A 25,125-nucleotide genomic window follows, 5' to 3' on the forward strand; every position below is an offset into this window, starting at 1 on the left:
AATTTTTTGGTCGTCAGACACTGAACGCTATGACTCGTCTCTTCATTGCAGAAAAACCCAGCCTTGGCCGCGCGATTGCCGATGCGTTACCAAAACCGCACAAGAAAGATCAAGGATTTATCCGCTGCGCCAATGGTGACGTGGTGACGTGGTGCATCGGTCATCTGCTTGAGCAGGTGGAACCGGATGCTTACGACGAGCGTTACAAAAAGTGGAATCTGTCAGACCTACCTATTGTGCCCGAGCAGTGGCAACTGCGTGCACGCAAATCGGCCAGTAAGCAGCTCAGCGTGGTGCGCAAACTGCTGAAAGAAGCCAGTCAAATTGTCCACGCCGGAGACCCGGATCGTGAAGGGCAACTGCTGGTGGATGAAGTGATTGACTACTGCAAAGTGGCCAAAAGCAAAAAAGAGTCGATGGAGCGGCTGCTGATCAGTGACTTGAACTTGCCAGCGGTGAAGCGTGCATTAACCTCGATGCGTAGCAACCGCGATTTTATTCCGCTCTCTGTGTCTGCACTGGCACGCTCACGGGCCGATTGGCTGTATGGCATGAACATGTCGCGCGCTTACACGTTGCTCGGCCAGAAAGCGGGTTATCAGGGTGTGCTCTCGGTCGGGCGTGTGCAGACACCGGTGCTGGGGTTGGTGGTGCGCCGTGATGAAGAGATCGAAAACTTCGTGCCACGCGATTACTTCACGCTGGATGCGCTGATTCCTTATCAGGATGCCAATGGCGCATTTGATATTCGCGCGCGCTGGAAGCCCAGTGACGCCTGCAAGCCCTGGCAGGATGAAGAGGGCCGCGTGCTCAACCGTAAACTGGTCGAGAATGTGGCCAGTCGCATCGCCGGACAACCCGCCAAAGTGGTGGAGTCGGAGCAGAACCAGACCAAGCAGTCTGCGCCGCTGCCCTATTCATTGTCGGCGTTGCAGATCGATGCGGCGAAGCGTTTTAACATGAGTGCGCAACAAGTGCTCGATACCTGTCAGTCGCTGTATGAAAAACACAAACTGATTACCTATCCGCGTTCCGATTGTCGTTACCTGCCCAAAGAACATTTCGCGCAGGCGCCTTCCGTGACGGCGGCCATCGCCAATAATGCCAACGAACTGGCAAGCGCAGTGGCTAACGCCGATTTGTTGCGTAAATCCAAAGCGTGGAACGATGCCAAAGTCGACGCGCATCATGCCATTATTCCCACGCCCAAGCAGGCCTCGGTCAATGCGCTTTCCAGCTATGAAATGAAGGTGTATCAGCTGATTGCTCGTCAGTATCTGATGCAGTTTTATCCGCCAGCGGTGTATGCCGAAGCCAAGTTGGTGTTTGACATCGCTGGCGGCACGTTTGTCGCTAAAGGGCGCCAGCTGCTGTCGGCTGGCTGGAAAACCCTGACGGGTCAGAAAGAAGAACAGGAAGAGGGTGTGGATACCGTACCGCCGCTACCGGTAGGAACGGTGCTGACGTGCCGTGAAGGTGAAATCAAAGATCGCAAAACCGAGCCGCCGCGTCATTTTACTGAGGCAACGTTACTTCAGGCGATGACGGGCATTGCCCGTTTTGTGGCAGACAAAGAGCTGAAAAAAATTCTGCGCGAAACCGATGGTTTGGGGACGGAAGCAACCCGAGCGGGCATTCTCGATACGCTGTTCAAGCGTCAGCTACTCATACGCGAAGGTAAGCTGATTAAAAGTTCGGCGGCCGGACGTGGCCTGATTCATGCGCTACCATCGGATGCGACCTATCCGGATATGACGGCGCACTGGGAGCATCAGTTGCAAGCCATGGCCGAACGTGGTCAGGCCTATCAGCCGTTTATGCAGGCGCTACAACAACGTATTGATCAACTGATGGCGCAGGTCAAAACAGGGCCAGTACCGGAATCACTGCGTTCACTGCCGAAAGTAGAACGTCCTGCGTTTAAGCGTAAACGCCGTCCCGGCAGCAACCGAAGTCAGCCGAAAGGACAAAGTCGCACCTAGCGTGACGATAAGAGATGAAGAAAGGCCCACTCAGGGGAGAGTCGAGTGAGCCTTGAGCAAATTATTTGCCGCCCGAGACGGAGTAGTTCATCGACACGTTACGCGATTTCTGGAATGTGTCGATGTCCTCGCCGCGCATAGACGCGTAGATATGCGGATTCGGCACGCCCACCACTGCGCCCAGTTTCTCCAGCAGGAAGAAACTCACGCCGTAGCGAATCATGTCAATCCACTGTTTTTCCGCCACCATGGTCTGTTCCTGTTTGGTTAAACCGAATTCTGTAAACAGAGCTTTGGGTTCTTGTTTAAAGCGCTCGCGGTGTGCAGGCTCAATCAGGCGATGCAGAAAGTCATTCAGACGATAGGCGCGATGTGCACTCTCCAGCCCAAACGGGTAGGTGCCGGGCAGTTTTTCTACCCCCGCAATTTCATGTTGAATGTGCTGACGGTATTGCTCGGCCTGCGCGTCGTCAAAACTGTTGCCGAGATCTTCAAAGATCACCGTGGCGATGTTGGTCATCGAAGGCAGATAGGTAGCGCTGTGCGCCTTCTTTACCTTGTCGGACAGTGCGCCACGCATGATGAGCCACATAATGACTTCTGCGCCTTCCATACCACCCAGTTCGGCGTATTCCGCCAGACGAATGTCGGCTAATGCTTCTGGCGTCTCTTCCAGCATATCCAGAAAACGCTGATCCCAATCGGTGTTGTTGAATCCGCAGCGCTCGCCATGCACCTGATGCGACAGGCCGCCTGTCGCAACGATGGCTACGCGCAGATCGGGATCCGGAAAACTCTCAATCGCTTTGCGCAGGCTCTTACCCAGCTTATAACAGCGTTTGGCGTTCGGAATGGGGAACTGCAAAACGCCCACCTGAAGCGGCACGATGGTGCCTGACCAACCACTGGCCTGCGGCGAAATCATCGACAGCGGTGAAAAGCAGCCATGGTCGAGCGGCTTTTTCTGAAACACAGACAGATCGAACTCATCTGCGACCAGTGAGTTTGCGATGTGACGCGACAGTTCCAGATGGCCTTTGACGGCCGGGTATTGGCGTGCGCCGCCGCCCTCGTCCGCGGTGCGGTACTCATCGTCGACCCCCAGCGCAAACGGGGAGTAATGGTCGAAAAAGAATGACGTAATGTGGTCATTGAAAATCATGAACAGCACATCGATTTGCTGTTGCTCTACCCATTCCTGCACCACTTTGAAGCCAGTGAAAATGGGCTTCCAACCCGGATCGTTGTCCTTGTTGGTGTCTTTTGCATAACCAATGGTCGGTGAATGAGAGGCGCCAATACCGCCAATAATTCTGGCCATGTTGTCTTTTCCTTGTAATCAGTGTTAGCGAGAGTTGCAGACTGCCTCAGCCTGAGGCTTTTTTGTGTCGCAGTGCTGAATCTGTTCATACGGTAAACCGACGTACTGTTCAGCGATGAGCTTCATGCCAGCTTCGCTGTGTAAGTAAAATTCCAGTTCACAATCAGCCATCTTCTCGACGAATGAGCGTTGGTCCTGCAACTCACTGTCAAAATGATGCAACATGCTGGTCATCCACCAGGAGAAGCGTTCGGCGTTCCACACGCGGCGCAGGCACACATCCGAATATTGCTCGACGACCTTGCGCGGTTCACCGGCGTAGTAAGCGCTCAGCACCTGATAAAGCGCAGCGACATCGGAAGCGGCAAGGTTCAGGCCTTTCGCGCCCGTTGGCGGCACGATATGCGCAGCATCGCCGACCAGAAACAGATTACGGTGCTGCATCGGTTCACACACAAATGAGCGCAGCGGCGCGATGCTTTTTTCAATGCTCGGCCCGGTCTGCAGTTTCTCTGCTTCTGCGGCGGGCAGGCGGCGTTTCAGCTCTTCCCAGAAACGCTCATCGCTCCAGTCTTCCACTTTCTCGCTGTTGGGCACCTGCAGGTAGTAGCGTGAGCGGGTTTCAGAACGCTGACTCGCTAGTGCAAAGCCACGTGAATGTTTGCAGTAAATCAGCTCGTCGCACACCGGCGGTGTATCAGTCAGCAGGCCAAGCCAGCCGAACGGATAGATGCGCTCGTACTCAGTACGAATTTCATCGGGGATGCTCGGGCGGGAGATGCCGTGGTAGCCGTCACAGCCCGCAATAAAATCACATTCGATCTGATAGGTTTCGCCGTCCGCTTCAAACTCGACGCTGGCGAGGCCGTGTTCCGGGTTGTGCAGCTTGGTCACCGGCGAGGAATAAAAACTGCGTTGGCCGGATTGCTCGCGCGCCTGCATCAGATCGCGGGTGACTTCGGTCTGGCCGTAACAGGTCACCACTTTGCCTTGCGTCAGGCGAGTGAGGTCAACGTGCTGCTTTCTGCCTTCCACACTGATGAAGAAACCATGATGAACGAGGCCCTCTTCATCCAATCGCTGGTGACAGTCCGCTTCACGCAAAAGGTCGACAAAGCCCTGTTCGAGAATGCCGGCGCGAATACGACCCAGCACATGCGGCGCAGAGCTGCGTTCAACGATGATATTGTCAATGCCTTGTTTATTGAGCAACTGGCCAAGCAGCAACCCCGATGGTCCGGAGCCGATAATGGCAACTTGAGTCTTTAAGGTTTTCATTTTCAGCTCCTTTAATGAGGTAACAGCGCCAGTGCCAGTGATGGAAACACGATCAGTAATCCGAGACGAACCACGTCGGAGAGGACAAACGGAATCACGCCTTTAAAGATGTCGGTGATGTTGAGGTCTTTATCGAGCGATTTGATGACAAACACGTTCATGCCGACCGGGGGGGTTATGAGGCCTACCTCCACCGTAATGACTGCGACGATACCGAACCAGATAGGGTCAAAACCTGCCGCTTGAATCAGCGGAAAAACGACTGGCACGGTAAGCAGCAGCATTGCAATACTGTCCATCACACAACCCAGCAGAATGAACAGCATCAGCACGGCAAACAGCACCATGTAAGGTGACAGATTGAGGCTCTGTACATAGTCGACCAGTGAGTAGGAGATACGTGACACCGACAGGAAGAAACCGAAGATTTCTGCGCCGATGATCATGAAGAAAATCATCGCCGAAATAGACAGCGTTTCATTCACTGCTTCGAGGAACATCGCCCAGGTCATGCCGCGAATCAACGCGATGACCAGTGTCAGCGCAGCACCAATGGCCGCCGCTTCGGTCGGCGTAAAGAAACCTGCGTAGATACCGGCAATGATAAACGCAAAGATGGCGGTAAACGGCAGCAGACCTTTCAGACCGATGATCTTCTGCATCAATGTGGTTTTCTCGCCCGGCGTCGCCAGGTTCGGGAAAATCCACACCGTGACAGCAACGGCCAGGCAATAGAGCGCCAAACCCAGCAGACCTGGAATCACGCCTGCGATGAACATGTCACCGACCGATTGTTCGGTGATCAGCGCGTACAGCAGCAGCGCGATCGACGGTGGGATCATGATGCCCAGTGTGCCGCCGGCGGCCAGTGTGCCCGTCGCCAGTGAGACTGAGTAGCCGTTGCGTTTCATTTCCGGCAGTGCGACGCGCGACATACTGGCCGCGGTTGCGAGCGAAGACCCGGAAATTGCCGAGAAGATACCGCACGAAGTGACGGCCGCCAGTGCCATACCGCCGCGCCACGAACCGAACAGCGTTTTTGCGCCATTGAACAGCTCTTGCGACATGCGGGCTTTAGAGGCAAAGACTCCCATCAGAATGAACATCGGAATCGGGCTGAAGCTGTAGTTCGAGAGCGCATCAAACGGCGCGCTGTCGAGTATCGCCACCGCTGGCTGAAACGCGACGATGGACGCGAAGCCGACGAAGCCGGTCACCGCCATCGACAGCGCGATGGGGGCACGAAAAGCGATCATAATCAGCATGATTGCGATGCAGATAAAACCTATCATTGACGCATCCATTACAACACCTCTTTATGCTGATGATTGGAGTGTGAAGCCGAAGACGACTGCGGCTCTCCGCTGGTCTGTTTAGGTTGATGATGACGAATCATGTCCCAGGTCAGGATCAGGCAGCGCAGGGTCAACACAGTCGTTGCGAACACCACGATGCGGTAGATCCACGGCATCGGAATCATCAGATCCTGAGTTGTTTCGCCGCTCATCACCGCGCCTTCAATTGCTAAATAGAAGCGGTAGGTCATACCGGCCCCCAACAGGGCAAAACCAAGCAGATAGAAAGATTCCAGATACGTTTTGCTGCGGTCAGACATCTGCTCAGTAAACAGGTCGACTACCACCTGAGAGTCACCCACCGACTGTGGCAGCGTAAACAGCACGGTAAACAGCAAGCCGTATTTAATCAGTTCCACACCACCGACGAAGGTCAACTCGATACCGCCATCACTCAAACCGTAAAGCGTGCGTGTCACCACATCGAGCAGCGTTACCAGCATCATTCCGATCAGGAACACGCCGCTGAACACATGCATCACTTGGGACACCCGGTTAATAAAATTCTTGAGTACAGTCATGAGATAACTCCCGGAGTCCGGCCATCAGGCCGGATTCGCACAGCTGCCCGAAGACAGTTCCATCGCACGTTTGTAGACCGCTTTCGCTGGCAGACCTTTGGCTTCCAGAGCGTCGAGGTAATCCTGAGTCACGGAATCGAGTACCGGTTTCCATTCGCTCTGCATGTCGCTGTCGCTCACGGTGTAAATGTTGTCACCCATCTTCTTCGCTTCCGCCATCCCCTTGCTGTCCAGTGCATCAAATGATTCGCCGGATTTCAGTGACCAGGACATGCCGGAGTTTTTGTCGATCACCGCTTTCAGTTGCGGGTCGAGGCGGTTGTAGACGTCTTTGTTCATGGTGACGATAAACGCCAGCGAGTAGAGACCACCGATGTCGGTGTGGTTGTTCGCCAGTTCATTGATTTTGAATACTGTCGCGCCTTCCCAAGGCAGCGCCACACCGTCAATCACGCCGCGTTGCAGCGATTGGTAAGAGTCTGGGGCAGGCATGCCGACCGGCAGCGCTTTGACTTTTTCCAGGAAACTGGCCACCACGGAGGTTGGGCGGCGGATGCGCAGGTTAGCCAGATCTTCCGGTTTTTCGACCTTCTTATCTTTGGTATGCAGCATGCCCGGACCGTGCGTAAACAGGAACAGAGGCTTGGTGTCTTTGTATTCTGAGGCGATCAAACCTTCGTTATACAAACTCTGAATCACACACGAACCCTGCACTGCGGTTTTGACCACGCCCGGTAGTTCCACTACTTGGGTCAGCGGGAAACGGTTTGCTGTGTAGCCCTGAACGGTTGCCGTCACATCGATGATTTGGTGACTTACGGCATCGTACTGTGCAGGCGGCTTGGCAAGCATGGAGCTGGCATAGATATCGACTTTGATGCGACCGTCGGAATCTTGTTTCACCTGATCCGCCCAAGCCTGAAAGATGTCTTTCTGCGCCGCCGAGACGGCAGGCCAGAAATGACCAAAGCGCAGCGTAACGTCAGCAGCCTGAGCGGATGAAGCAGCGATAAGAGTGCCCAGTGCACAAGCGTAGGTAAGAGTTGTTATCTTTTTCATTATTCGCATCCATACTTTTGTTTGTTTTCACGTTTGTCCGGTGGTAAATCCGGTGATTCGCAGCAGGCGTGGTGACGGGCACCGACGGACTGACAGAATGTCCGTCGTTCGCCTCCTTGCGAGTGTTCTGTATTACTCAGAATTCTTCGGTATCAATTTCCTTTTGTGTCGCGGCGTTGTAACGTGGGCCGGCAACATTGGCGGAGTGAATCATCTCGCTCAGCGCCGATACAATCTCTGCGCTGAGCGACTGCTCGCTGGCCGCGATGTTCTCAGCCAGATGCGCCAGATTGGTGGTGCCCGGAATCGAAACCAGTTCCACGGGCTGGCTGTTCAGCCAGCTCAGTGACAACTGGGCCAGGTTCATCTCCAATAAACCGGCCTGTTGCCACTCCTCAAGTTGCGCTTGCAGTCCTTCAATCAGTGCCAGGTTGTGAGCAAAATTGCTCTCATCAAAGCGTGGCATAGCGCGGCGAATGTCTTTCTCTGTGAACGCGTCGGTGCTTTTCAGCGTGCCGGTGAGCATGCCGCGGCCAAGCGGGCTGAACGCCACCAGTGTGGTGTCGAGTTCGCGGCAGGCATCAAGCAGGGCAATTTCCGGATTGCGCGTCCAGAGTGAGTATTCGGACTGCACCGCGGCAATCGGATGCACCGAGTGCGCTTTGCGCAGCGTCTGCGCTGAGACTTCAGACAGACCGATTTCGCGAATCTTACCTTCGTCCACCAAGCGACTCAGCTCACCGACGGTCTCTTCAATCGGAATCACTTTGTCCCAGCGGTGCAGGTAGTACAGATCGATCACATCGGTGTTGAGGCGGCGTAAGCTCGCTTCACACTGCTGGCGAATTAGCGCCGGATCGCCGCTGATGCGTTTTTTGCCCTGTGCATCCATATACATGCCGCACTTACTGGCGAGCAGAAACTCGCGGCGACGGTGCATGACTGCGCGGCCAAGCAACGACTCGTTGGCTCCCGCACCGTACAACGTCGCGGTATCGAGATGGTCGTACCCTAAATCCAGCGCCTGATTAAGAAGCTGTGCTGCCTGTTTTTCCGGTGTCGCCGGACCGTAGGCATGTGAGAGATTCATACAGCCTAATCCGACGGCGCGACTGGTGAGTTGTCCGATGCGTTTCATAACCTTACCCGTTGTTTTCCAGCAGCTGTTCGAGTTTGTGCAGCGTCTCCATCGCGCTCAGGCATTGCAGCACGGACGAGTTTGGCTCGCGCTTTTCACGGATGGCGGCGATGAATTCACGGTCAATCAGTTCGATACCGTTGTTGGATACCGCAACGCCTGACAGGTCAATCGGGTTTTCGTAGCCGTCATACAGGTCGTCGTAGCGCGCCAGATAGGTGCCTTCTTCACAGATGTAGCGGAAGAACGTGCCGAACGGGCCGTCGTTGTTGAACGACAGCGACAGCGTACACAACGCGCCGGATGGCACTTTCATGCCGATGCTCATGTCCATCGCGATACCGAGTTGCGGATGAATCGGTCCCTGCATGGCTTGTAGCTGGCTGGCAGATTCGCCGGTCTGATACTGGAACAGGTCGACCGTATGGCAAGCGTGGTGCCACAGCAGGTGATCCGTCCAGGTACGCGCTTCGCCTTTGGCGTTGGTGTTGGTGCGGCGGAAGAAATAAGTCTGAACATCCATTTGCTGAATGTGCAGTTCACCCGCGGCAATTTTATTGTGAATCCACTGATGGCTCGGATTGAAGCGGCGAGTGTGACCGGCCACGGCCACCAGACCGGTGCGCTGCTGAGTTTCCACCAAACGGCGTGCATCTTCGATGTTGTCGGCCATCGGAATCTCAACCAGTACGTGTTTGCCTGCTTCGAGACATTCAATCGCCTGACTGGCATGCAGATGGGTTGGCGTTGCCAGAATCACCGCATCCACATTGTCGAGTTTCAGTGCTTCGCTCAGGCTGTCGCTGATCACCGCGTGTGGATATTGTTTGCCGAACGCCGTCATTTTATCGACTTCGCTACCCACCAGCGCGGTGACCTGAACATCATCAATCTGGCTGAGTGCTTCAAGGTGTTTGGTTCCAAAAGCTCCAGAGGCACCAACGACACAAATATTCATACTTCTTCCTTTTTATAATGTGGTTTAAACACGGCGGCTGACCGCAATCTGATGGGGTGAGACTTCCAGTGATTTCAGCATATCCAGCATCGCTTCGGTCTGAGTGCTGGCAATCGCCAGTTCACTGCCATCGACTTGCAGCTGGCCGTCGAGGTAAATGGCCTGCGAATCCTCGACCCCTTGTTTGAGCTGAGATTTGTCGTCGCCGTGAGTGCGTAAATCCGCGACGATCTGACCGGGTTGAATGTGGCTTTTCAGCTCCTTCAGCCAAGGCGATAAGTCTTGTTCACTGTCTGAAAGCAGCACCAGATGGGCGCTGTGCATGGCATCCGCGACAGAAAAGCAGCCCTGGACGCCACAGAAAATAAACCGTTCCAACTGGGCTTTGCAGGTGTCGTCCTGCAACGCATTCGGGTCGAAGGCGGTAATGATGCGGTCGGGGCGATTGAGCCCAAGCTTCAGCATGCGTTCTGCGGTGTGACCAAAACCGATGAAGGCCAGTCGCGATATCTTTGGCATACACAGTCCTTGAATCAAAATTATGTTAATGGAGTGTATTGAAAACTTTTCGTTGATAGAAAAGTTAGCAAACTGTTAAGAAGGGGGATAATTAGAATTTAGTATTGGCTATTCAAATTTTGAATAGCCAATAGTGGATAGCCTATATCAATTTCTTATAGCTTGATCAGGGAAAGACCGATTTTCCGAATGGTATCAATGAAGGCTTCTTGCGCTGTCGTGCCGCGCCAGCTTTTACGAATCGTGATGCCGATGGCGCGCTTTTGCTGCTCGGTATCATACGGGATGATTTCAAACGCACCGTCGCTCAGTTCACGGTGCACCTGATGCTTGGGCAGCATGGTCAGTTTGTCGCTGCCGACCACAATTTCGCGCACCAGCATCTGCGAACTGGCTTCAATGATTTGCTGCGGCAGCACGTGCTCCTTAGTGGTAAAGAGTTGTTCGAACATGGTTCTGCCAGGGGTGTTTTTGCGTGATACCACCCAGCCGTAACGGCACAAATCATCCAGTGTCACGGGCTTTTTCAGCTGGCCAAGCGGATGGCCTTTGCGTGCCAGAATGACGTTCGAGGTGAAAAACAGCGTCTCTTGGTGCACGTCATAAGAGGGCATCGGAAAGCGCAGCGCGCCGACGATAACGTCCAGTTCGCCGCGGCGTAAATGCTCAAGTAAGTCTTCGTACAAACCATCGAGCACACTGACGTTAAAATCTGGACGAATCTCAGTAAACTCATTGATTGCATTGGGCAAAATACAGGTTCTGGCCAGCGGAAGACTACCAACGATGATGCTGCCGGAGCTGATGTTGTTGTTGGCATCAATCTCGGCAATGCCCTGATTAATCTCGTTAAAAGCCAGCTTGATAGCACGGCTGAGGCTTTGTGCCGCTTTACTCGGGCTGACGCCAAGGCTGGTTTTTTCAAACAGCACGGTGCCCATGTACTCTTCCAGATCTTTACACGCCCGATAGAGTGACGATTGCGATACGCCAATATTGCGTCCGGCGGCCGAGTAGTTCTGCGCTTCTGAGACCGCAACCAGCGCCCGAAGCTGAGTGGTGGTGACGGCAAACAGGCTTGGAGAACCGGGGCTGCCGGAGGTTTTATCCAGCCGATAGTTCTTTTTGATCGCCTGATTGAGCATTTCCAACGCGCGTTCAATTCGAAAGCTGAACAGTTCTCCCTCCGGCGTGAGATTCATGCCATCCGTCTTTCTTTCAAACAACGAAGCTTTGAGCTCCTTCTCAATTTTGGCCAGTGCCTGGGTGATGGCGGGCTGGGAGAGAAAGATGCTTTCCGAGGCTTTGCTGATGCTGCCATGTTTGACCACCGCCACAAACGCGACCAGGTGTCGTAGGTTGGGAATCTTGTCCATATCATGCGTAATGTTTTTATCCTGTATGAACTCACTATATCAAAAACCAATACCGTTGGTGTAAATTGAAATGGCAAAAGGTAATCAAGATGTAAATACTGTGATCCACGCATTGAGTAAGCCCAAGTGCTTAGTGACCAGGGAGCAGACTAAGTATGATCATTGATTGTCATGGACATTACACCACCACGCCGCCTCAGGTGGCGGATTACCGTGAGTCGCAAAAGGCGGCGCTGAAACAAGACCCGGCCTATCGTGGCGAGAAAGGGGCCATTCACATCAGCGATGATGAGATTCGTGAAAGTATCGAGAACAACCAGCTGCGTCTGCAGCGTGAGCGCGGTACCGATTTAACGATTTTCTCGCCTCGCGCCAGCTGGATGGGACACCACATCGGTAATGAATACACCAGCCGTTACTGGACCGAGCATCAGAATGACCTGATTCGCCGTGTCTGTGACCTTTACCCGGCAAACTTTGCGCCGGTCGCACAGTTGCCACAATCACCGGGTGTGACGCCAAGCAAATCGATTCCTGAGCTGGTGCGTTGTGTGGAGGAGATGGGATTTATCGGCTGTAACCTCAACCCCGACACCACGGGCGGCTTCTGGCAAGATGCCTCACTGGCTGACCGCAGCTTTTACCCGCTTTATGAGAAATTAGTCGAGCTGGATGTGCCGGCCATGATTCACGTCAGTGCCGCCTGTAACCACTGTTTCCACACCACCAGTTCACACTATCTGGGTGCCGATACCACCGCATTCAGCCAACTGCTGATGTCGGATGTCTTCAAAGATTTCCCGGAACTCAAAATCATCATTCCTCATGGCGGTGGCGCCGTGCCTTACCACTGGGGGCGTTTCCGCGGTATCGCGCAGGACATGGGCCTGCCACCGCTGGAAGAGTCGGTATTGAACAACATCTATTTCGATACCTGTGTCTATCACCAGAAAGGCATCGACCTGCTGCTGGATCTGATCCCGACCAAAAACATTCTGTTTGCCTCAGAAATGATTGGTGCCGTGCGTGGTATCGACCCGGAAACTGGCTACTACTTCGATGACACCAAACGTTATATCGACGCCAACACCAAGCTGAGTGCCGAAGAGAAATCGCAGATTTTCGAAGGCAACGCGCGCCGTGTTTTCAGCCGCTTAGACGCGCAGCTAAGCAAAGCGTAACCAAGGAGTAAGAACGATGAGTAATAACGTCGTAGTGCAGAATATTGAACGTGTTGACCCGGAGATCATTGCCGGGCTGGCGAAATGTGGTGTGGCAACGGTGCATGAAGCGCAGGGCCGCAAAGGCCTGCTGGCCGATTATATGCGCCCAATCTACAGCGATGTCTCAGTGGCAGGCTCGGCACTGACTATCTCCGGCGCGGCAGGGGACAACTGGATGATGCACGTGGCCATGGAACAAGCCAAGGCCGGTGACATTCTGGTGTTTGCGCCCACGTCGCCGTCTAACCACGGTTTCTTTGGTGACTTGCTGGCAACCTCTGCGCAGTCGCGTGGCGTGGTTGGCCTCATTATTGATGGCGGTGTGCGCGATGTCCGCACACTCAAGCAGATGAATTTCCCGGTGTGGTCAAAACATATTTTCGCGCAGGGCACCATCAAAGCCACTCTGGGGTCGGTCAACGTACCGATTGTGTGTGCCGATGAAGTGATCAACCCGGGCGATGTGATTGTTGCCGATGACGATGGCGTCTGTGTGGTGCGCCGCGAAGAAGCGGCCTGGGTTCTGGAAGAAGCCCGTGCCCGTGAAGCGCGTGAAGAAGCCAAACGCGTGCGTTTAGCCAATGGCGAACTGGGGCTGGATATCTATGAGATGCGCGGCCGCTTGGAAAAAGAAGGCCTCAAGTATGTCTGAGCAGCCACTTTGTGCACCCTGCATGTGGATGCGCGGCGGAACGTCAAAAGGCGGCTATTTTCTTGCGTCGGATCTGCCGCAGGAGCGCGTAGCGCGTGACGCCTTTCTGCTGGATGTCATGGGTTCTCCGGATGCCAAACAGATCGACGGCATGGGCGGCGCGAATCCACTGACCTCGAAAGTGGCGGTGGTAAAGCCTTCTGAACGTACCGGCGTGGATGTGGATTACCTGTTTCTGCAAGTGTTCGTTGACCAGGCTCTGGTCACCGATAAGCAGAACTGCGGCAACATTCTGGCGGGTGTTGGACCGTTTGCCATTGAGCATGGTCTGGTCGCCGCGCAAGACGGAGTGACGGATGTCACTGTGTTTATGGAAAACACGGAGCAAATTGCCGTATGCCGTATTCCAACTCCGCAAGGTCAGGTAAGTTACCGGGGAGAAGCCCGTATTGATGGCGTTCCCGGTATGGCAAGCCCTGTTGAGATTGAGTTTCAGGACACCGCAGGTTCAAGTTGTGGCGCGCTGCTGCCAACGGGCAATCCGGTCGATGAGATCAACGGGCTGCAGGTCACCCTGATCGACAACGGCATGCCGGTGGTGGTGGTGCTGGCCGAAGAACTCGGCTTATCAGGCTGCGAAACGCCGCAGGAGCTGGAAAGCAATCAAGAGCTGCGCCAACAACTGGAACAGCTGCGGATCAAAGCCGGATCCATGATGAATCTGGGTGATGTGACGGAATTGTCCGTGCCCAAAATGAGTATCGTGAGCGCGCCTTCAGCGGGCGGCGCCATCAATACTCGCACTTTTATTCCTCACCGCTGCCATGACGCGATTGGTGTCCTGGGAGCGGTGAGCATGGCCACCGCGTGTTTGCTGCCGGGGTCGCCTGCGGCCCGAGTCGCTAAGGTACACAAGAGTGAGCGTATGACTCTCAGCATTGAGCATCCGAGCGGAGAGCTCAGTGTGGTGGTGACACTGGATGGAAACGACAACGTCAAGAGCGCTGCCATTCTGCGAACCGCTCGCAAACTGTTTGATGGTGTGGTGTTTGGCCGTTAACCCCCACACCCGCGTGAAACTGACGAAAGATTAGAATAATAAGGACGAGAAACATGGATAAAGACTACTTACCCTTTCATCCCAGCCCAAGTAAGCCGCAATACGTCGCGCCAGCCGGGGCGGTCGACGCGCATTGCCACGTGTTTGGCCCGGGCGATCAGTTCCCGTATTCGCCGAAGCGTAAATACACGCCGTGTGATGCGTCCAAAGAACAGCTGTTTGCACTGCGCGATCATCTCGGTTTTGCACGCAATGTGATTGTGCAGGCGTCATGCCATGGCACCGATAACGCCGCACTGCTGGACGCGCTCGAAACCGCGGGGGATTTAGCGCGTGGGGTGGCGGTGGTTTCTCCCGACATCACCGAACAAGAGCTGCAACACATGCATGATCTGGGCGTGCGCGGCGTACGCTTTAATTTTGTGAAACGTCTGGTCGATGCGACGCCTAAAGAGGTGTTCCTCGGTATCGCAGAAAAAATCCGCCCGTTTGGCTGGCACATTGTGGTCTATTTCGAAGCGCAGGATTTTGACGACATCGCCCCATTCCTGCTTGAGCTGGACACACAAATCGTCATCGACCACATGGGCCGCCCGGACGTTGCACTGGGTGTCGATCATCCGAACTTCCAGAAATTCGCCCAGCTGTTGGCAGACAATCCACAGATCTGGACCAAAGTGAGCTGCCCAGAGCGCCTGACACAAACGCCGCCGGATTACAGCGATGTGGTGCCATTTGCCCGCTATCTGGTGGAACACTTCCCTAATCAAGTGTTGTGGGGCACTGACTGGCCGCATCCGAACATGAAATCGCACATGCCGGATGATGGCCATCTGGTGGATGTGATTCCGCGCATTGCCCCAACCGAAGCGCTGCAACAAACGTTGCTGGTGACCAACCCGATGAAACTGTACTGGAAATGAGGAACTGAGCATGGCGTATGTAAAAAATGAAGTGCCCATTTTTGGTACCACGTTTTTCGATGGTCACATGGCGCGCAAGGGCTATGGCCTCAACAAAATGTGTTACTCGCTCAACGAAGCGTCTGCGCGTGAAGCGTTTTTCAGCGATGAAATGGCTTATTGCGACCGCTTTGGTCTGACTGACGAGCAGAAGCAGGCGGTTCGCGAGCGCGACCTGCTGCGCATGATTGAGCTGGGTGGCAACATTTACTATCTGGCGAAGTTCGCCGGAGCGTTGGGCATGAACATGCAGGATATCGGCGCATTGCAGACAGGCATGAGTGTCGAAGCGTTTAAACAGAAGCTGGTGGATGCAGGGAGATAAGCAGATGGCTCAAGTTTTAGGTGGGATCACCACATCACATATTCCGGCAATCGGCAAAGCGATCGATGAAGGCCTGCAAGACACGCCCTACTGGAAATCATTTTTTGCTGCTTATCCACCCGTGCGTGAATGGCTGGCAGAAAAGCAACCGGATGTCGCAGTGATTTTTTATAACGACCACGGTCTGGAATTTTTCATTGACCGTAAACCGACGTTTGCTATCGGCGTGGCGGAAGAGTACCACAATGCGGATGAAGGCTGGGGGATAAAGCCGATTCCGACCATTCGTGGTGAATCGGAACTGGCGTGGCACATCTGTAATGAACTGGTCGATAAGGAATTTGACATCACTATCTGTCAGGAGATGAAAGTCGATCATGGTCTGACGGTACCGATGCAACTGATGTGGCCCGGTTACCAATACGACCACATCAAAGTGATTCCGGTGTGCATCAACGTTGAACAACATCCGATGCCTTCGCCAAAACGTTGCTACGACCTTGGCAAAGCGATGGGCGATGCGATTCGCAGCTTCGACAAAGATCTGAAAGTGGTGGTGCTGGGTACCGGCGGTTTATCGCATCAGCTGGATGGCGAGCGTGCCGGCTTCATCAACAAGGAATTTGACCTTTATTGCATGGATAAGATTGTTAACGAACCCGAAGCGTTAACCAAACTGACCATTCGTGATTTGGTTGAACAGGCCGGTTCTCAGGGACCTGAGCTGATCATGTGGCTCGGAATGCGCGGCGTGCTCAACCCGCAGCTGACCGTGAAACACAGCAACTACCATATACCGATTTCCAACACGGGAGCCGGATTGTTGTTACTTGAGTAGTTAAATCATTAATTTCATTAAAATATAAATACAGGACGAGATTATGAAACACTCTTACTTCAAGTGCCTTGCCGTTGGCGCGATGATGATGGGGTCGACGCTGGCGATGGCCGCGGATTACCCGAACAAGAACATTCAGGGCATCATTCAATGGGGCGCAGGCGGTGCAACGGACAGCATCATGCGCTCGGTGACGCCGGAAGCAGAAAAGCTGCTGGGTACCGATGTGATTCTGACCAACCGCAGCGGCGGGGTCGGGGCGATTGCGACCAAATACGTTAACGCGCGTGGCGCCGATGGCTACACACTGCTGATGGGCGCTGAAAACCCTCAGCTGTATAAAGTGATGGGACTGGCTGATATCGACTACAGCGATATGGTGCCGATTTCGATTCTGGCTCAGGGTATTTCGATTATCGTGGCGCGCAATGATGCGCCTTACGACAACGTGAAAGAGTTCATCGACTACGCGAAAGCGCATCCGAAAGAGATCAAAGTCGGTTCAACCGGGCCGGGCGGTCTGCCATCGATTCTGTTGGCGATTCTGCAAAACCAGGAACACTTTGAAGTCACCAATATTCCATACAACGGCGATGGTCCGGGGATGACGGCGCTGCTGGGCAACGCCATTGATGTGATGCCGACCTCTTATGGCCCGGCGAAAGAGTACCTGCGTGCGGGGCAGATGAAGATCATCGGTCTGATGGACAAAACCGCTAATCCGGAACTGCCGGGGGTTAAGCCGGTGACGGACTTCTATCCGGAACTCGCCTCGCAGCTACCATACAGTTCATTCTTTGGCATCTTTGTGAAAAAAGGCACGCCGGATGAGGCTGTGCAAAAGCTGTCGCAAGCCTTCAACCAATCTGCGGCCAGCGCAGAATTTAAAGATCTGGTCACGAAACGTGGTTTTACCTTCCTGGGGCTGTCCGGAGACGCGGCGAACGACTATCTGGAACGGTTCCGCTCTGTCGCTTCGTGGATTGTCTACGATTCTGGCATCGCCAAACACTCGCCTGAAGAATTCAATATTAAAAAGATCAGCAAGTAACAGTGTTACTGCGACCCTGGCATGCCGGAGCATGCCAGTGGCTTCGCACACTTTATAAAAAGGACTATCGAGGAGATTTGCCATGGATGTTAAATCCAGAAAGCCGGGTGAATTGGTATTTAACGCGTTAATGGTCGTATTGAGCCTTGTGTTGCTGTATCAAGCCTTTTTTATTTCTGATTTGTACACACTCAGTTCACCGGGTTCATTTCCGCTGAGTGCGGCTGCAATCATGTTAGTGTTTTCAGCGCTCACGCTGTGGGAAAGCTGGAAGAAGGCGGCGGTTCCAGCCGCGGTGACGCAGTTTTTCAAACATGTCTTACCGGGTAATGTCGTCTTTATGATGGCGCTGATCGGGGTATTTTCACTCTGCCTTGAGAGCGTCGGCTTTATTGTTTCAGCGCTGATTTTTCTCACTGTCGCGCTCTATTTCCTGCATAAGCGCCGCTTAACCAGTGCCATCGGTATGGCATTGGTCGCGTTGGTGGTGATCTACATCGTCTTCCGTTTAGTGTTTCTGGTTATTCTGCCAGAAGGGGTTTTCCCTGAAGCAGAACTGCTTTCTTATCTGTCACAACTGATGAAGGGAGGCGCATAACATGTTGGAATCTCTCAACTATTTCTTGATGTCCTGGACATCGTTCAACTTACTGGCGCTCACCGCGCTCGGTACGTTTCTCGGCATTTATATCGGCGCGATTCCGGGACTGTCAGTGACCATGGCCGTCTCGATCCTGATTTCGTTTACCTTCCCGTGGGATCTTAATAACGCGCTGTGCCTGATGGTGGGCGTATACATGGGCGGTGTGTACGGCGGGTCGCGAACGGCAATCCTGCTTAATATTCCGGGCGCGCCATCTGCGATTGCGACTGCACTGGACGGCTATCCGCTGGCGGAAAAAGGCGAAGCCGGACGCGCAATCGGCCTGACCACCATTATGTCGGTGATTGGCGGCTTCGTCGGCATTCTGGTGCTCTCGTTTGCCGCGCCGCTGGTCAGCACGTTTGCCATTCAGTTTCAGCCACGTGATTACCTGATGATCGGCATGCTGGGCATTATGCTCATCAGTTCGCTCTCCAACGGCAGCTTCGCTAAAGGCATGTTTACTGGCGCGCTGGGGATCCTGGTCGGGACGGTTGGTCTTGACCCGATGACGGCGGAAGAGCGCTTCACGTTCGGTATTGTCGAGTTGTGGGATGGCATCAACCCGATTGCGGTGATGATCGGCATGTTCGGTTTGTCGGAAGTGCTGAGCCAACTGCACAACATCGATAAAACCGTGATTAAACAGAAGCTGACTAAAATCATTCCCGGTTGGATGGACGTGCGTCGTTATCTGCCACTGAGTATCAAATCGTCCCTGATGGGGGTGATTGTCGGCGCACTGCCGGGCACCGGTGGGGACATTGCTTCGCTGATGGCCTACGACTACGCAAAACGTACCACCAAAAATCCGGAAGTGCCGTTTGGTCAGGGCGCGAAGGAAGGTCTGGTGGCACCGGAGTCTGCCAACAACGCGGCCGTCGGCGGCGCTTACATTCCGATGCTGACGCTGGGTATTCCGGGCGATGCGGTGACGGCGGTCTTTATCGGCGCGCTGTTTATCCATGGTCTGAACCCTGGCCCGCTGTTGCTGGCTGAGAACCCAAGCATCTTCTGGTTTACCGTCGGTAACCTGACGCTGGCCAATATCTTCGTGCTGATTTTTGGCCTGACGGGCATCAAGGTGTTCAGCAAACTGGTCAGTTGCCCGAAAGGCATCCTGATGCCGCTGATTGTGGTGTTGTCGGTGGTCGGGGCGTACGCCATCAACAACTCGATCACGGATGTGTGGTGGATGATGGCCTTCGGGATTCTGGGCTACTTCATGCGTCAGTACAATTACCCGATTGCTCCCGTCATTCTCGGCGTGATCCTCAGTAGCTTGATGGATCAGAACTGGCGCCGTGCCATGCTGGCGGAGCAGGACAGTGTGATTGGTTTGATTCAGGGAATTTTCACCAGCCCGATTTCAAGCGTGCTGGCGGTGATGATTGCCCTCATCTATCTGTCGCAAACTCCGATTTGGAAGAAATACAAAGGGCGATGCCTGTATAGCAAATCCGTCGCCAAATAACCTAACTCGTCGCCGAATACATTATTAAGACAACGGTAATGACCCCAGCACAGCCCTTATGTGGCCGTGCTGCGGGTAGCTGCTGCCGCGTGTCAGAGAAAACAGAAGAGGAACGTCGTATGAAACTCGGACTCATTGGTCAACACATTCAAAAAAGTAAGTCCCCTCAACTTCATGAATTACTGGGTAAAAAACTCAACATTAACACCACGTATGAACTGTTTGACTGCGAACTGGAAAACGAGCAAGCGCTGTTTGCGTTGCTGAATGATCTCAAGCAGCGCGGCTACCGGGGAGTGAATATCACTCATCCCTATAAAGTGTGGGCGTGGAATATCGTGCAAAGCAAATTCAAAACCAGTGAGCGTCTGGGGGCGCTGAATACGCTGTTGATCGATGGCGACACGCTGCGTGGCACCAATACTGACTGCAGCGGTTTTGTCCGCTCTTACCGCAAAGAGTGCCCGGAGCAGAGCCCTGGCAAAGTGCTGATGAAAGGTGCCGGCGGTGTCGGCCGCGCGATTGCTTTTGGTTTAGGTCAGCTTGCGGTGGAACATCTTTACATTTACGACGAACAACCCACCAGTTTGCAGGCACTGATCGATGATTTGCAGCAGGCGGGTATTTCGTGCAGCGCCGTGAGCCGCGATGCACTGACTGCCTGCGCGTTGGAGTGTGATGGCTTAGTGAATGCGACGCCGGTGGGGCACTACACCACGCCGGGCGCAGCGTTTACTGAGGAGCAGGTTCAGTCGCAACGCTGGGTGTTTGATGCGGTGTATACCCCGGTCAGAACCGAGTTTATCGCGCTGGCTCAGCAACAAGGCATGAGTGTGATCAGCGGCTTTGAACTCTTTATCCACCAAGGCGTGGATGCGTATGAGTGTTTTGCTGACTGTCCGGTCGATAGCGATACGCTACGTGGTGAAATCAGCGCCGAGTAATACCTTCAGGCTCGCCAATTAAGGATAAAGAAATGAAAACAGGAATTGCAACGGTCAGTATTTCCGGTTCGCTGGTGGAGAAGCTGCACGCGGCGGCGAATGCCGGCTTTGATGGCGTGGAAATTTTCGAAAACGATTTGACGCAATCAGAGCTCACGCCGCGTCAGGTCAGACAGTTGGCGGAAAGTCTCGGGCTTGAAATCATTGCCCTGCAACCGCTGCGTAATTTTGAGGCCATGCCGGAACCGCTGCGTAAGCAGAACTTCTATCAGGCACGGAAAAAGTTCGAGCTGATGCATGAGCTGGGCACGTCGAAACTGATGATCTGTTCTAACGTCTCGCCACACGTGATTGACGATCCTGCCCGTGCCGCGGCGGATTTACATGAACTGGCCGAACTGGCGCAAAAAGAGCACTTCATGATTGGCTATGAAGCGCTGGCGTGGGGACGCTTCGTGCACGATTACGACCAGGCATGGGACATCGTCAAGCGAACAGACCACAGCCACTTGGGTATTCTGCTCGATACTTTCCATATGTACGCGCGCAACAACACGCTCGATACGCTGCGCAACGAAATCACCGCCGACAAAATCGCGTTGGTGCAACTGGCGGATGCGCCAAGTCTGCAAATGGATGTGCTCAATTTTAGCCGCCATTTCCGTTGTTTTCCGGGGCAGGGCGATATGCCGATTCTGGAGTTCATGCAGTGTCTGAAGGAAAAAGGCTATCACGACTATATCTCGCATGAGATTTTTAACGATGGCTTTCGCGCATCGCAGGCGACTGAAAAAGCGATTGATGGCATGCGTTCGCTGATTTGGCTTGGTGAGCAGCTCAAAGAGCCGGAAGTGCCTAAACCGACCATTGATGAACTGGCGTTTATCGAGTTTGCAATTGAAGGGGAAGATGGCCAGCAACTGGTGGATTTGTTTAAACAGCTTGGTTTTTCGGTCACTCATCGTCACCGCTCTAAAAATGTCGATTTGATGCGCCAAGGCAACATTAATTTGGTACTCAATCATGAGCCGAAGAGTCAGGCGCACCAGTACTTTTTGTCTCACGGTGTTTCGGTGTGTGCTCTCGGATTAGGGACCAGCAGCGTCGCGCAGATGATCAAACGCACCAAGCACTACGGCTGCGCGCGTTTTAACAATCAGGCCGGGCCGGGTGAGCTCAATATTCCGGCTATCAAAGGTGTCGGCGATCAACTGATTTACTTTGTCGACAGCCAATCGCAACCGGAGTTCTTTGATATCGATTTTGTGCCGGTGGCTCACGATCAGGAGCAAACCGAACAGGTCGGCTTGCAGGCATTCGACCATGTTGGCCAGACGGTTCTCGATACCGATATGCTTTCAGCGACCTTCTTCTTTAAGGCATTGTTTGGCTTTGATATCGAACCAAGTCAGGATCTGACCGACATTAATGGTCTGGTCACTAGTCGTGTCGCGAAAAGTCCGGACGGAAAAATACGCATTCCGTTCAACTCGTCATCGGCACGTAACTCCGCAGCGCAACGATTTGTTAACCGTTCGCAGGGAGCGGGCGTACAGCAAATCGCATTCAACTGCGAAGACATTTTTGCTACGGTGAAAAAGGTCGCCAGAGAGTGCATTTTGCCGATCCCGGCGAACTACTATCGTGATTTGGATGCGCGTTTTCAGCTTGACCCTGAATTATTAACCACGATGCAGGAGTACAATGTGCTGTACGATGAAAATGACGATGGCCATTTTTTCCACTTCTACACCAAAGAGCATTTCGGTGTGTTCTTTGAAGTGGTGCAACGGGTAAATTATGAGGGCTATGGTGAGCCCAATGCGCATATTCGCTTAGCTGCTCAGGCTCGCGAGCAACAACGCAGTAACTAAGCGTTCGCCCACGCAATGTGATCATGAATTGAGGGTGATGCCGCACGGTGTCACCCTCTGCGTCTTTGCGCTGTCAGTTCGGTCAGTGTCGCGTCATCGCGCTAGGTTTCTATAACGATAAGGAAAGCTGTTTTGAACGTTTTGTCGGTCGTGTTTCCCATCTTTCTGGTCATCTTCCTTGGCTATTTATGTGTTCGCCGCCGCTTGATTTCTGCGACATCTGTTGCCGAGATGGGGCGCTATGTTATGTATCTTGCGCTGCCGGCGGTCATCGTCAAAACCCTGATTGATCTGCCTTTGGATGACCTGTTCAATCTGCGTTATCTGCTCGCGTATCTGCTGACCTCTGTCAGCGTAATGGTACTTGGCTATTGGCTGCTGAATAAAGCTGGTGCGCAGAGCAAACTCGACAGTGCGGTGATGATGACGGGCATGGTGGTCCCCAACAGTGCGTTCGTTGGTTATCCCATCATGCTGCAATTGATGGATACGCCACCAGTAAGCGGCTTTGCGATGGCGCTGATTATTGAGAACCTGTGCATCATGCCCGTCTGTTTTGTGCTGATGGATTATCACTCGATTACCACCCAAACCGGATTGCGTCAGCGCTTGCTTGGCGTCGCCAGGCGTACGGTGAAAAACCCGTTGCTGATCGCCATTGTGGTTGGTGTGTGTGGGAATGTGTTGTCCGTGCCGATCCCGGATGTAATTCGTCAGACGCTGACGCTGCTGGCACCGTCGGCCGTATCGGTTGCGCTGTTTGTTATCGGCGGCTCGTTAGCCGGAGTGATGATGAAACAAACCCGCTGGGTACCGTTGTCGCTGACCATGCTTGGCAAACTGATTATCCACCCTTTGGTGGCGCTGATGTTGATGAGTTGGTTGCTGCCCGGTGAACCGGAATTGACCATGACGCTAGTGGTGATCACTGCCGTACCGATGATGAGTATCTACGCGATTGTGGGTGAGCTGTATGGTCGGCGCGCCTTCTGCGCGACAGCGCAACTGACCACGACGGCTGCATCACTGGTGACCATTCCGTTGATGCTGAGTATTGCGCACTGGTGGCTGGCTGCGGCGTAACGCTACCTGGAAAGGGGGGCTGTGATTTTTTAGCCGCAAGCTGTTAACATTCGCTTATTCGAAATTGTACTGGCACGGCTATGATCCCTCTGGTCTACCATTCTATTTATTCTCAGTTGCCTCTGCCGCAAGGGCATCGCTATCCGATAAACAAGTACCGCCTGTTGTATGAAGCACTGCTCGGCATGCAGGCTGACTCGGACTGGTCGCACGCTTTTGAATTTTTCTCGCCCACTGCGCTGACGTGCGAGGAGATCAAACAGGTTCACGACAGCGAATACGTCGATGCGCTGACTTCCGGCTCGCTGCCTGCGGCGAAAATGCGCCGTATCGGCTTTCCGTGGAGTGAAACACTGATTGAACGTACGCTGACTTCAGCGGGCGGCACTTGTCTGACGGCTAAACTGGCCGTGGAACATGGCGTGGCGATTCACCTTAGCGGCGGTTATCACCATGCGCACCGCGATTTTGGTAGCGGCTTTTGCCTGTACAACGATTTGGTCTTGGCAGCGCATCAGGCCTTGATGCTGGACGGAATTGACAAAGTGTTGATCGTTGACAGTGATGTGCACCATGGCGACGGCACCGCGACGTTATGTGCGGCGCGCGACGACATCATTACGCTGTCGTTTCATTGCGACAAAAACTTTCCGGCGCGCAAGCCCGAATCCGACATCGATATTGCGCTAAGCCGTGAAGCGGACGATGACGAGTTCCTAAGCCATTTTCAAGCGGTAGTGGAGATGGCCGTCAATCTGCATCGCCCCGACCTCATTATTTATGACGCCGGCATCGACATTCATCAGGATGACGAACTGGGTTACTTTAATGTGTCCACCAATGCTATTTTTCAGCGCGACTGCTTTATGATGCGCCTTGGCAGACAGCATCAATTGCCGATGGCGTGTGTGGTTGGCGGTGGCTATCGCAGCGACCATCAGACACTGGTGCCGATTCACATGCAGCTTTTTAAAGCCGCATTTCACGTTCACAAGGAGTAACCCATGGAACATCGTATTCGCGGCGCGGGCCTGTTAATTGAAAACGACGCCATTTTGTTGGTGAAAATTCATGATTTTACCGGTGAATATTGGATTCCACCCGGCGGTGGGTTTGAAGTGGGTGACCGCAGCACCAAAGCGTGTGTTCAGCGTGAGTTTCGTGAGGAAGCGGGTATTGATGTTGAAGTGGGTGAGCTGATTTGCGTGCGCGAGTTTCTTGAACACAACCCGCAGCGTTATCATGCCGAGTTTTTCTATGTCATCGATAGTTACCGGGGCACGCCGCACATCGAAAATCTCAAAGGATTGAATGATGAAGAAGCGATTCAGTCGGTGGAGTGGGTGCCGCTGGATAAGCTGCCGACCATGCGTATGTACCCTAAAGAGCTGCAAGGCCCACTGATTGAACTGGTGCAACAGGGGCGGTTCAGCACGCACCTTGGCAGTTACATTCAGGGTAATGCTGAAGAGGTGAATCATCTCTGATC

General features: G+C 53.6%; 24 protein-coding genes. 15 read left to right on the forward strand and 9 right to left on the reverse strand.

Annotation, left to right across the window (positions count from 1 at the left end; genetic code table 11):
* Positions 1–29: 29 nt before the first annotated feature.
* Complete coding sequence (locus tag DYA43_RS03845) at positions 30–1,982, forward strand: DNA topoisomerase III (RefSeq protein WP_061056253.1); 1,953 nt, start codon at positions 30–32, stop codon at positions 1,980–1,982.
* Between the two features lie 61 nt (positions 1,983–2,043).
* Here the strand turns inward: DYA43_RS03845 and DYA43_RS03850 are convergent, their stop codons facing one another.
* From DYA43_RS03850 to DYA43_RS03890, 9 genes are all read right to left on the reverse strand, one after another.
* Positions 2,044–3,303: a gallate dioxygenase gene (locus DYA43_RS03850; RefSeq protein ID WP_061056254.1), complete on the reverse strand. Its 1,260-nt coding sequence runs from the start codon at positions 3,301–3,303 to the stop codon at positions 2,044–2,046.
* A 24-nt stretch (positions 3,304–3,327) separates the two neighbouring features.
* Positions 3,328–4,581 (reverse strand): 4-hydroxybenzoate 3-monooxygenase, encoded by a 1,254-nt coding sequence (pobA, locus tag DYA43_RS03855; protein ID WP_020331265.1) that lies wholly within the window; start codon positions 4,579–4,581, stop codon positions 3,328–3,330.
* 11 nt (positions 4,582–4,592) lie between these two features.
* Entirely contained in the window at positions 4,593–5,873 is a 1,281-nt protein-coding gene (locus DYA43_RS03860) for a TRAP transporter large permease (RefSeq protein WP_225869426.1), read from the reverse strand.
* A gap of 11 nt (positions 5,874–5,884) precedes the next feature.
* Positions 5,885–6,457 (reverse strand): TRAP transporter small permease, encoded by a 573-nt coding sequence (locus DYA43_RS03865; protein WP_038128948.1) that lies wholly within the window; start codon positions 6,455–6,457, stop codon positions 5,885–5,887.
* Between the two features lie 24 nt (positions 6,458–6,481).
* The gene (locus DYA43_RS03870) at positions 6,482–7,516 is read right to left on the reverse strand and encodes a TRAP transporter substrate-binding protein (RefSeq protein ID WP_020331269.1); all 1,035 of its coding nucleotides are present in this window, start codon (positions 7,514–7,516) and stop codon (positions 6,482–6,484) included.
* A 136-nt stretch (positions 7,517–7,652) separates the two neighbouring features.
* Positions 7,653–8,654: an aldo/keto reductase gene (locus DYA43_RS03875; RefSeq protein WP_055453155.1), complete on the reverse strand. Its 1,002-nt coding sequence runs from the start codon at positions 8,652–8,654 to the stop codon at positions 7,653–7,655.
* Positions 8,655–8,658: 4 nt separating this feature from the next.
* A complete protein-coding gene (locus DYA43_RS03880) occupies positions 8,659–9,612 on the reverse strand; it encodes a Gfo/Idh/MocA family oxidoreductase (RefSeq protein ID WP_061056255.1) in 954 nt (317 codons plus the stop codon).
* Positions 9,613–9,636: 24 nt separating this feature from the next.
* Entirely contained in the window at positions 9,637–10,131 is a 495-nt protein-coding gene (locus DYA43_RS03885; protein WP_020331272.1) for a hypothetical protein, read from the reverse strand.
* A gap of 155 nt (positions 10,132–10,286) precedes the next feature.
* Complete coding sequence (locus DYA43_RS03890) at positions 10,287–11,507, reverse strand: LysR family transcriptional regulator (RefSeq protein WP_020331274.1); 1,221 nt, start codon at positions 11,505–11,507, stop codon at positions 10,287–10,289.
* Between the two features lie 155 nt (positions 11,508–11,662).
* On the opposite strand from DYA43_RS03890, the gene DYA43_RS03895 reads away from it, so the two are divergent.
* The 14 genes from DYA43_RS03895 (at position 11,663) to DYA43_RS03960 (ending at position 25,123) form a co-directional block, all read left to right on the forward strand.
* Positions 11,663–12,688: an amidohydrolase family protein gene (locus DYA43_RS03895; protein ID WP_061056256.1), complete on the forward strand. Its 1,026-nt coding sequence runs from the start codon at positions 11,663–11,665 to the stop codon at positions 12,686–12,688.
* A 16-nt stretch (positions 12,689–12,704) separates the two neighbouring features.
* Positions 12,705–13,382 carry a 4-carboxy-4-hydroxy-2-oxoadipate aldolase/oxaloacetate decarboxylase gene (locus DYA43_RS03900; protein WP_020331276.1) on the forward strand — a complete coding sequence of 226 codons (678 nt, stop codon included), beginning with the start codon at positions 12,705–12,707 and terminating at the stop codon, positions 13,380–13,382.
* A complete protein-coding gene (locus DYA43_RS03905; RefSeq protein WP_061056257.1) occupies positions 13,375–14,442 on the forward strand; it encodes a 4-oxalomesaconate tautomerase in 1,068 nt (355 codons plus the stop codon). The genes DYA43_RS03900 and DYA43_RS03905 overlap by 8 nt, the downstream gene beginning before the upstream one ends.
* A 53-nt stretch (positions 14,443–14,495) precedes the next feature.
* Positions 14,496–15,365 (forward strand): amidohydrolase family protein, encoded by an 870-nt coding sequence (locus DYA43_RS03910; protein WP_061056258.1) that lies wholly within the window; start codon positions 14,496–14,498, stop codon positions 15,363–15,365.
* 10 nt (positions 15,366–15,375) lie between these two features.
* Positions 15,376–15,729: a protocatechuate 4,5-dioxygenase subunit alpha gene (locus tag DYA43_RS03915; protein ID WP_020331280.1), complete on the forward strand. Its 354-nt coding sequence runs from the start codon at positions 15,376–15,378 to the stop codon at positions 15,727–15,729.
* A gap of 4 nt (positions 15,730–15,733) precedes the next feature.
* Positions 15,734–16,567 (forward strand): class III extradiol dioxygenase family protein, encoded by an 834-nt coding sequence (locus tag DYA43_RS03920; protein ID WP_020331281.1) that lies wholly within the window; start codon positions 15,734–15,736, stop codon positions 16,565–16,567.
* Positions 16,568–16,610: 43 nt separating this feature from the next.
* Positions 16,611–17,618 (forward strand): Bug family tripartite tricarboxylate transporter substrate binding protein, encoded by a 1,008-nt coding sequence (locus DYA43_RS03925; RefSeq protein WP_061056259.1) that lies wholly within the window; start codon positions 16,611–16,613, stop codon positions 17,616–17,618.
* An 82-nt stretch (positions 17,619–17,700) separates the two neighbouring features.
* Positions 17,701–18,216 (forward strand): tripartite tricarboxylate transporter TctB family protein, encoded by a 516-nt coding sequence (locus DYA43_RS03930; RefSeq protein ID WP_020331284.1) that lies wholly within the window; start codon positions 17,701–17,703, stop codon positions 18,214–18,216.
* A gap of 1 nt (position 18,217) precedes the next feature.
* Positions 18,218–19,735 carry a tripartite tricarboxylate transporter permease gene (locus DYA43_RS03935; protein WP_020331285.1) on the forward strand — a complete coding sequence of 506 codons (1,518 nt, stop codon included), beginning with the start codon at positions 18,218–18,220 and terminating at the stop codon, positions 19,733–19,735.
* A 119-nt stretch (positions 19,736–19,854) separates the two neighbouring features.
* Positions 19,855–20,679 carry a shikimate dehydrogenase family protein gene (locus DYA43_RS03940; RefSeq protein WP_061056260.1) on the forward strand — a complete coding sequence of 275 codons (825 nt, stop codon included), beginning with the start codon at positions 19,855–19,857 and terminating at the stop codon, positions 20,677–20,679.
* Positions 20,680–20,711: 32 nt separating this feature from the next.
* Positions 20,712–22,553, forward strand: a complete 1,842-nt coding sequence (locus DYA43_RS03945; RefSeq protein ID WP_061056261.1) for a bifunctional sugar phosphate isomerase/epimerase/4-hydroxyphenylpyruvate dioxygenase family protein — start codon at positions 20,712–20,714, stop codon at positions 22,551–22,553.
* Positions 22,554–22,685: 132 nt separating this feature from the next.
* Positions 22,686–23,636, forward strand: a complete 951-nt coding sequence (locus DYA43_RS03950; protein ID WP_020331288.1) for an AEC family transporter — start codon at positions 22,686–22,688, stop codon at positions 23,634–23,636.
* 80 nt (positions 23,637–23,716) lie between these two features.
* Positions 23,717–24,637 (forward strand): histone deacetylase family protein, encoded by a 921-nt coding sequence (locus DYA43_RS03955; RefSeq protein WP_061056262.1) that lies wholly within the window; start codon positions 23,717–23,719, stop codon positions 24,635–24,637.
* A 3-nt stretch (positions 24,638–24,640) separates the two neighbouring features.
* Entirely contained in the window at positions 24,641–25,123 is a 483-nt protein-coding gene (locus DYA43_RS03960; RefSeq protein ID WP_020331290.1) for an NUDIX domain-containing protein, read from the forward strand.
* Positions 25,124–25,125: the final 2 nt, after the last annotated feature.

This window comes from Vibrio fluvialis, assembly GCF_900460245.1.
Taxonomy (GTDB): domain Bacteria; phylum Pseudomonadota; class Gammaproteobacteria; order Enterobacterales; family Vibrionaceae; genus Vibrio; species Vibrio fluvialis.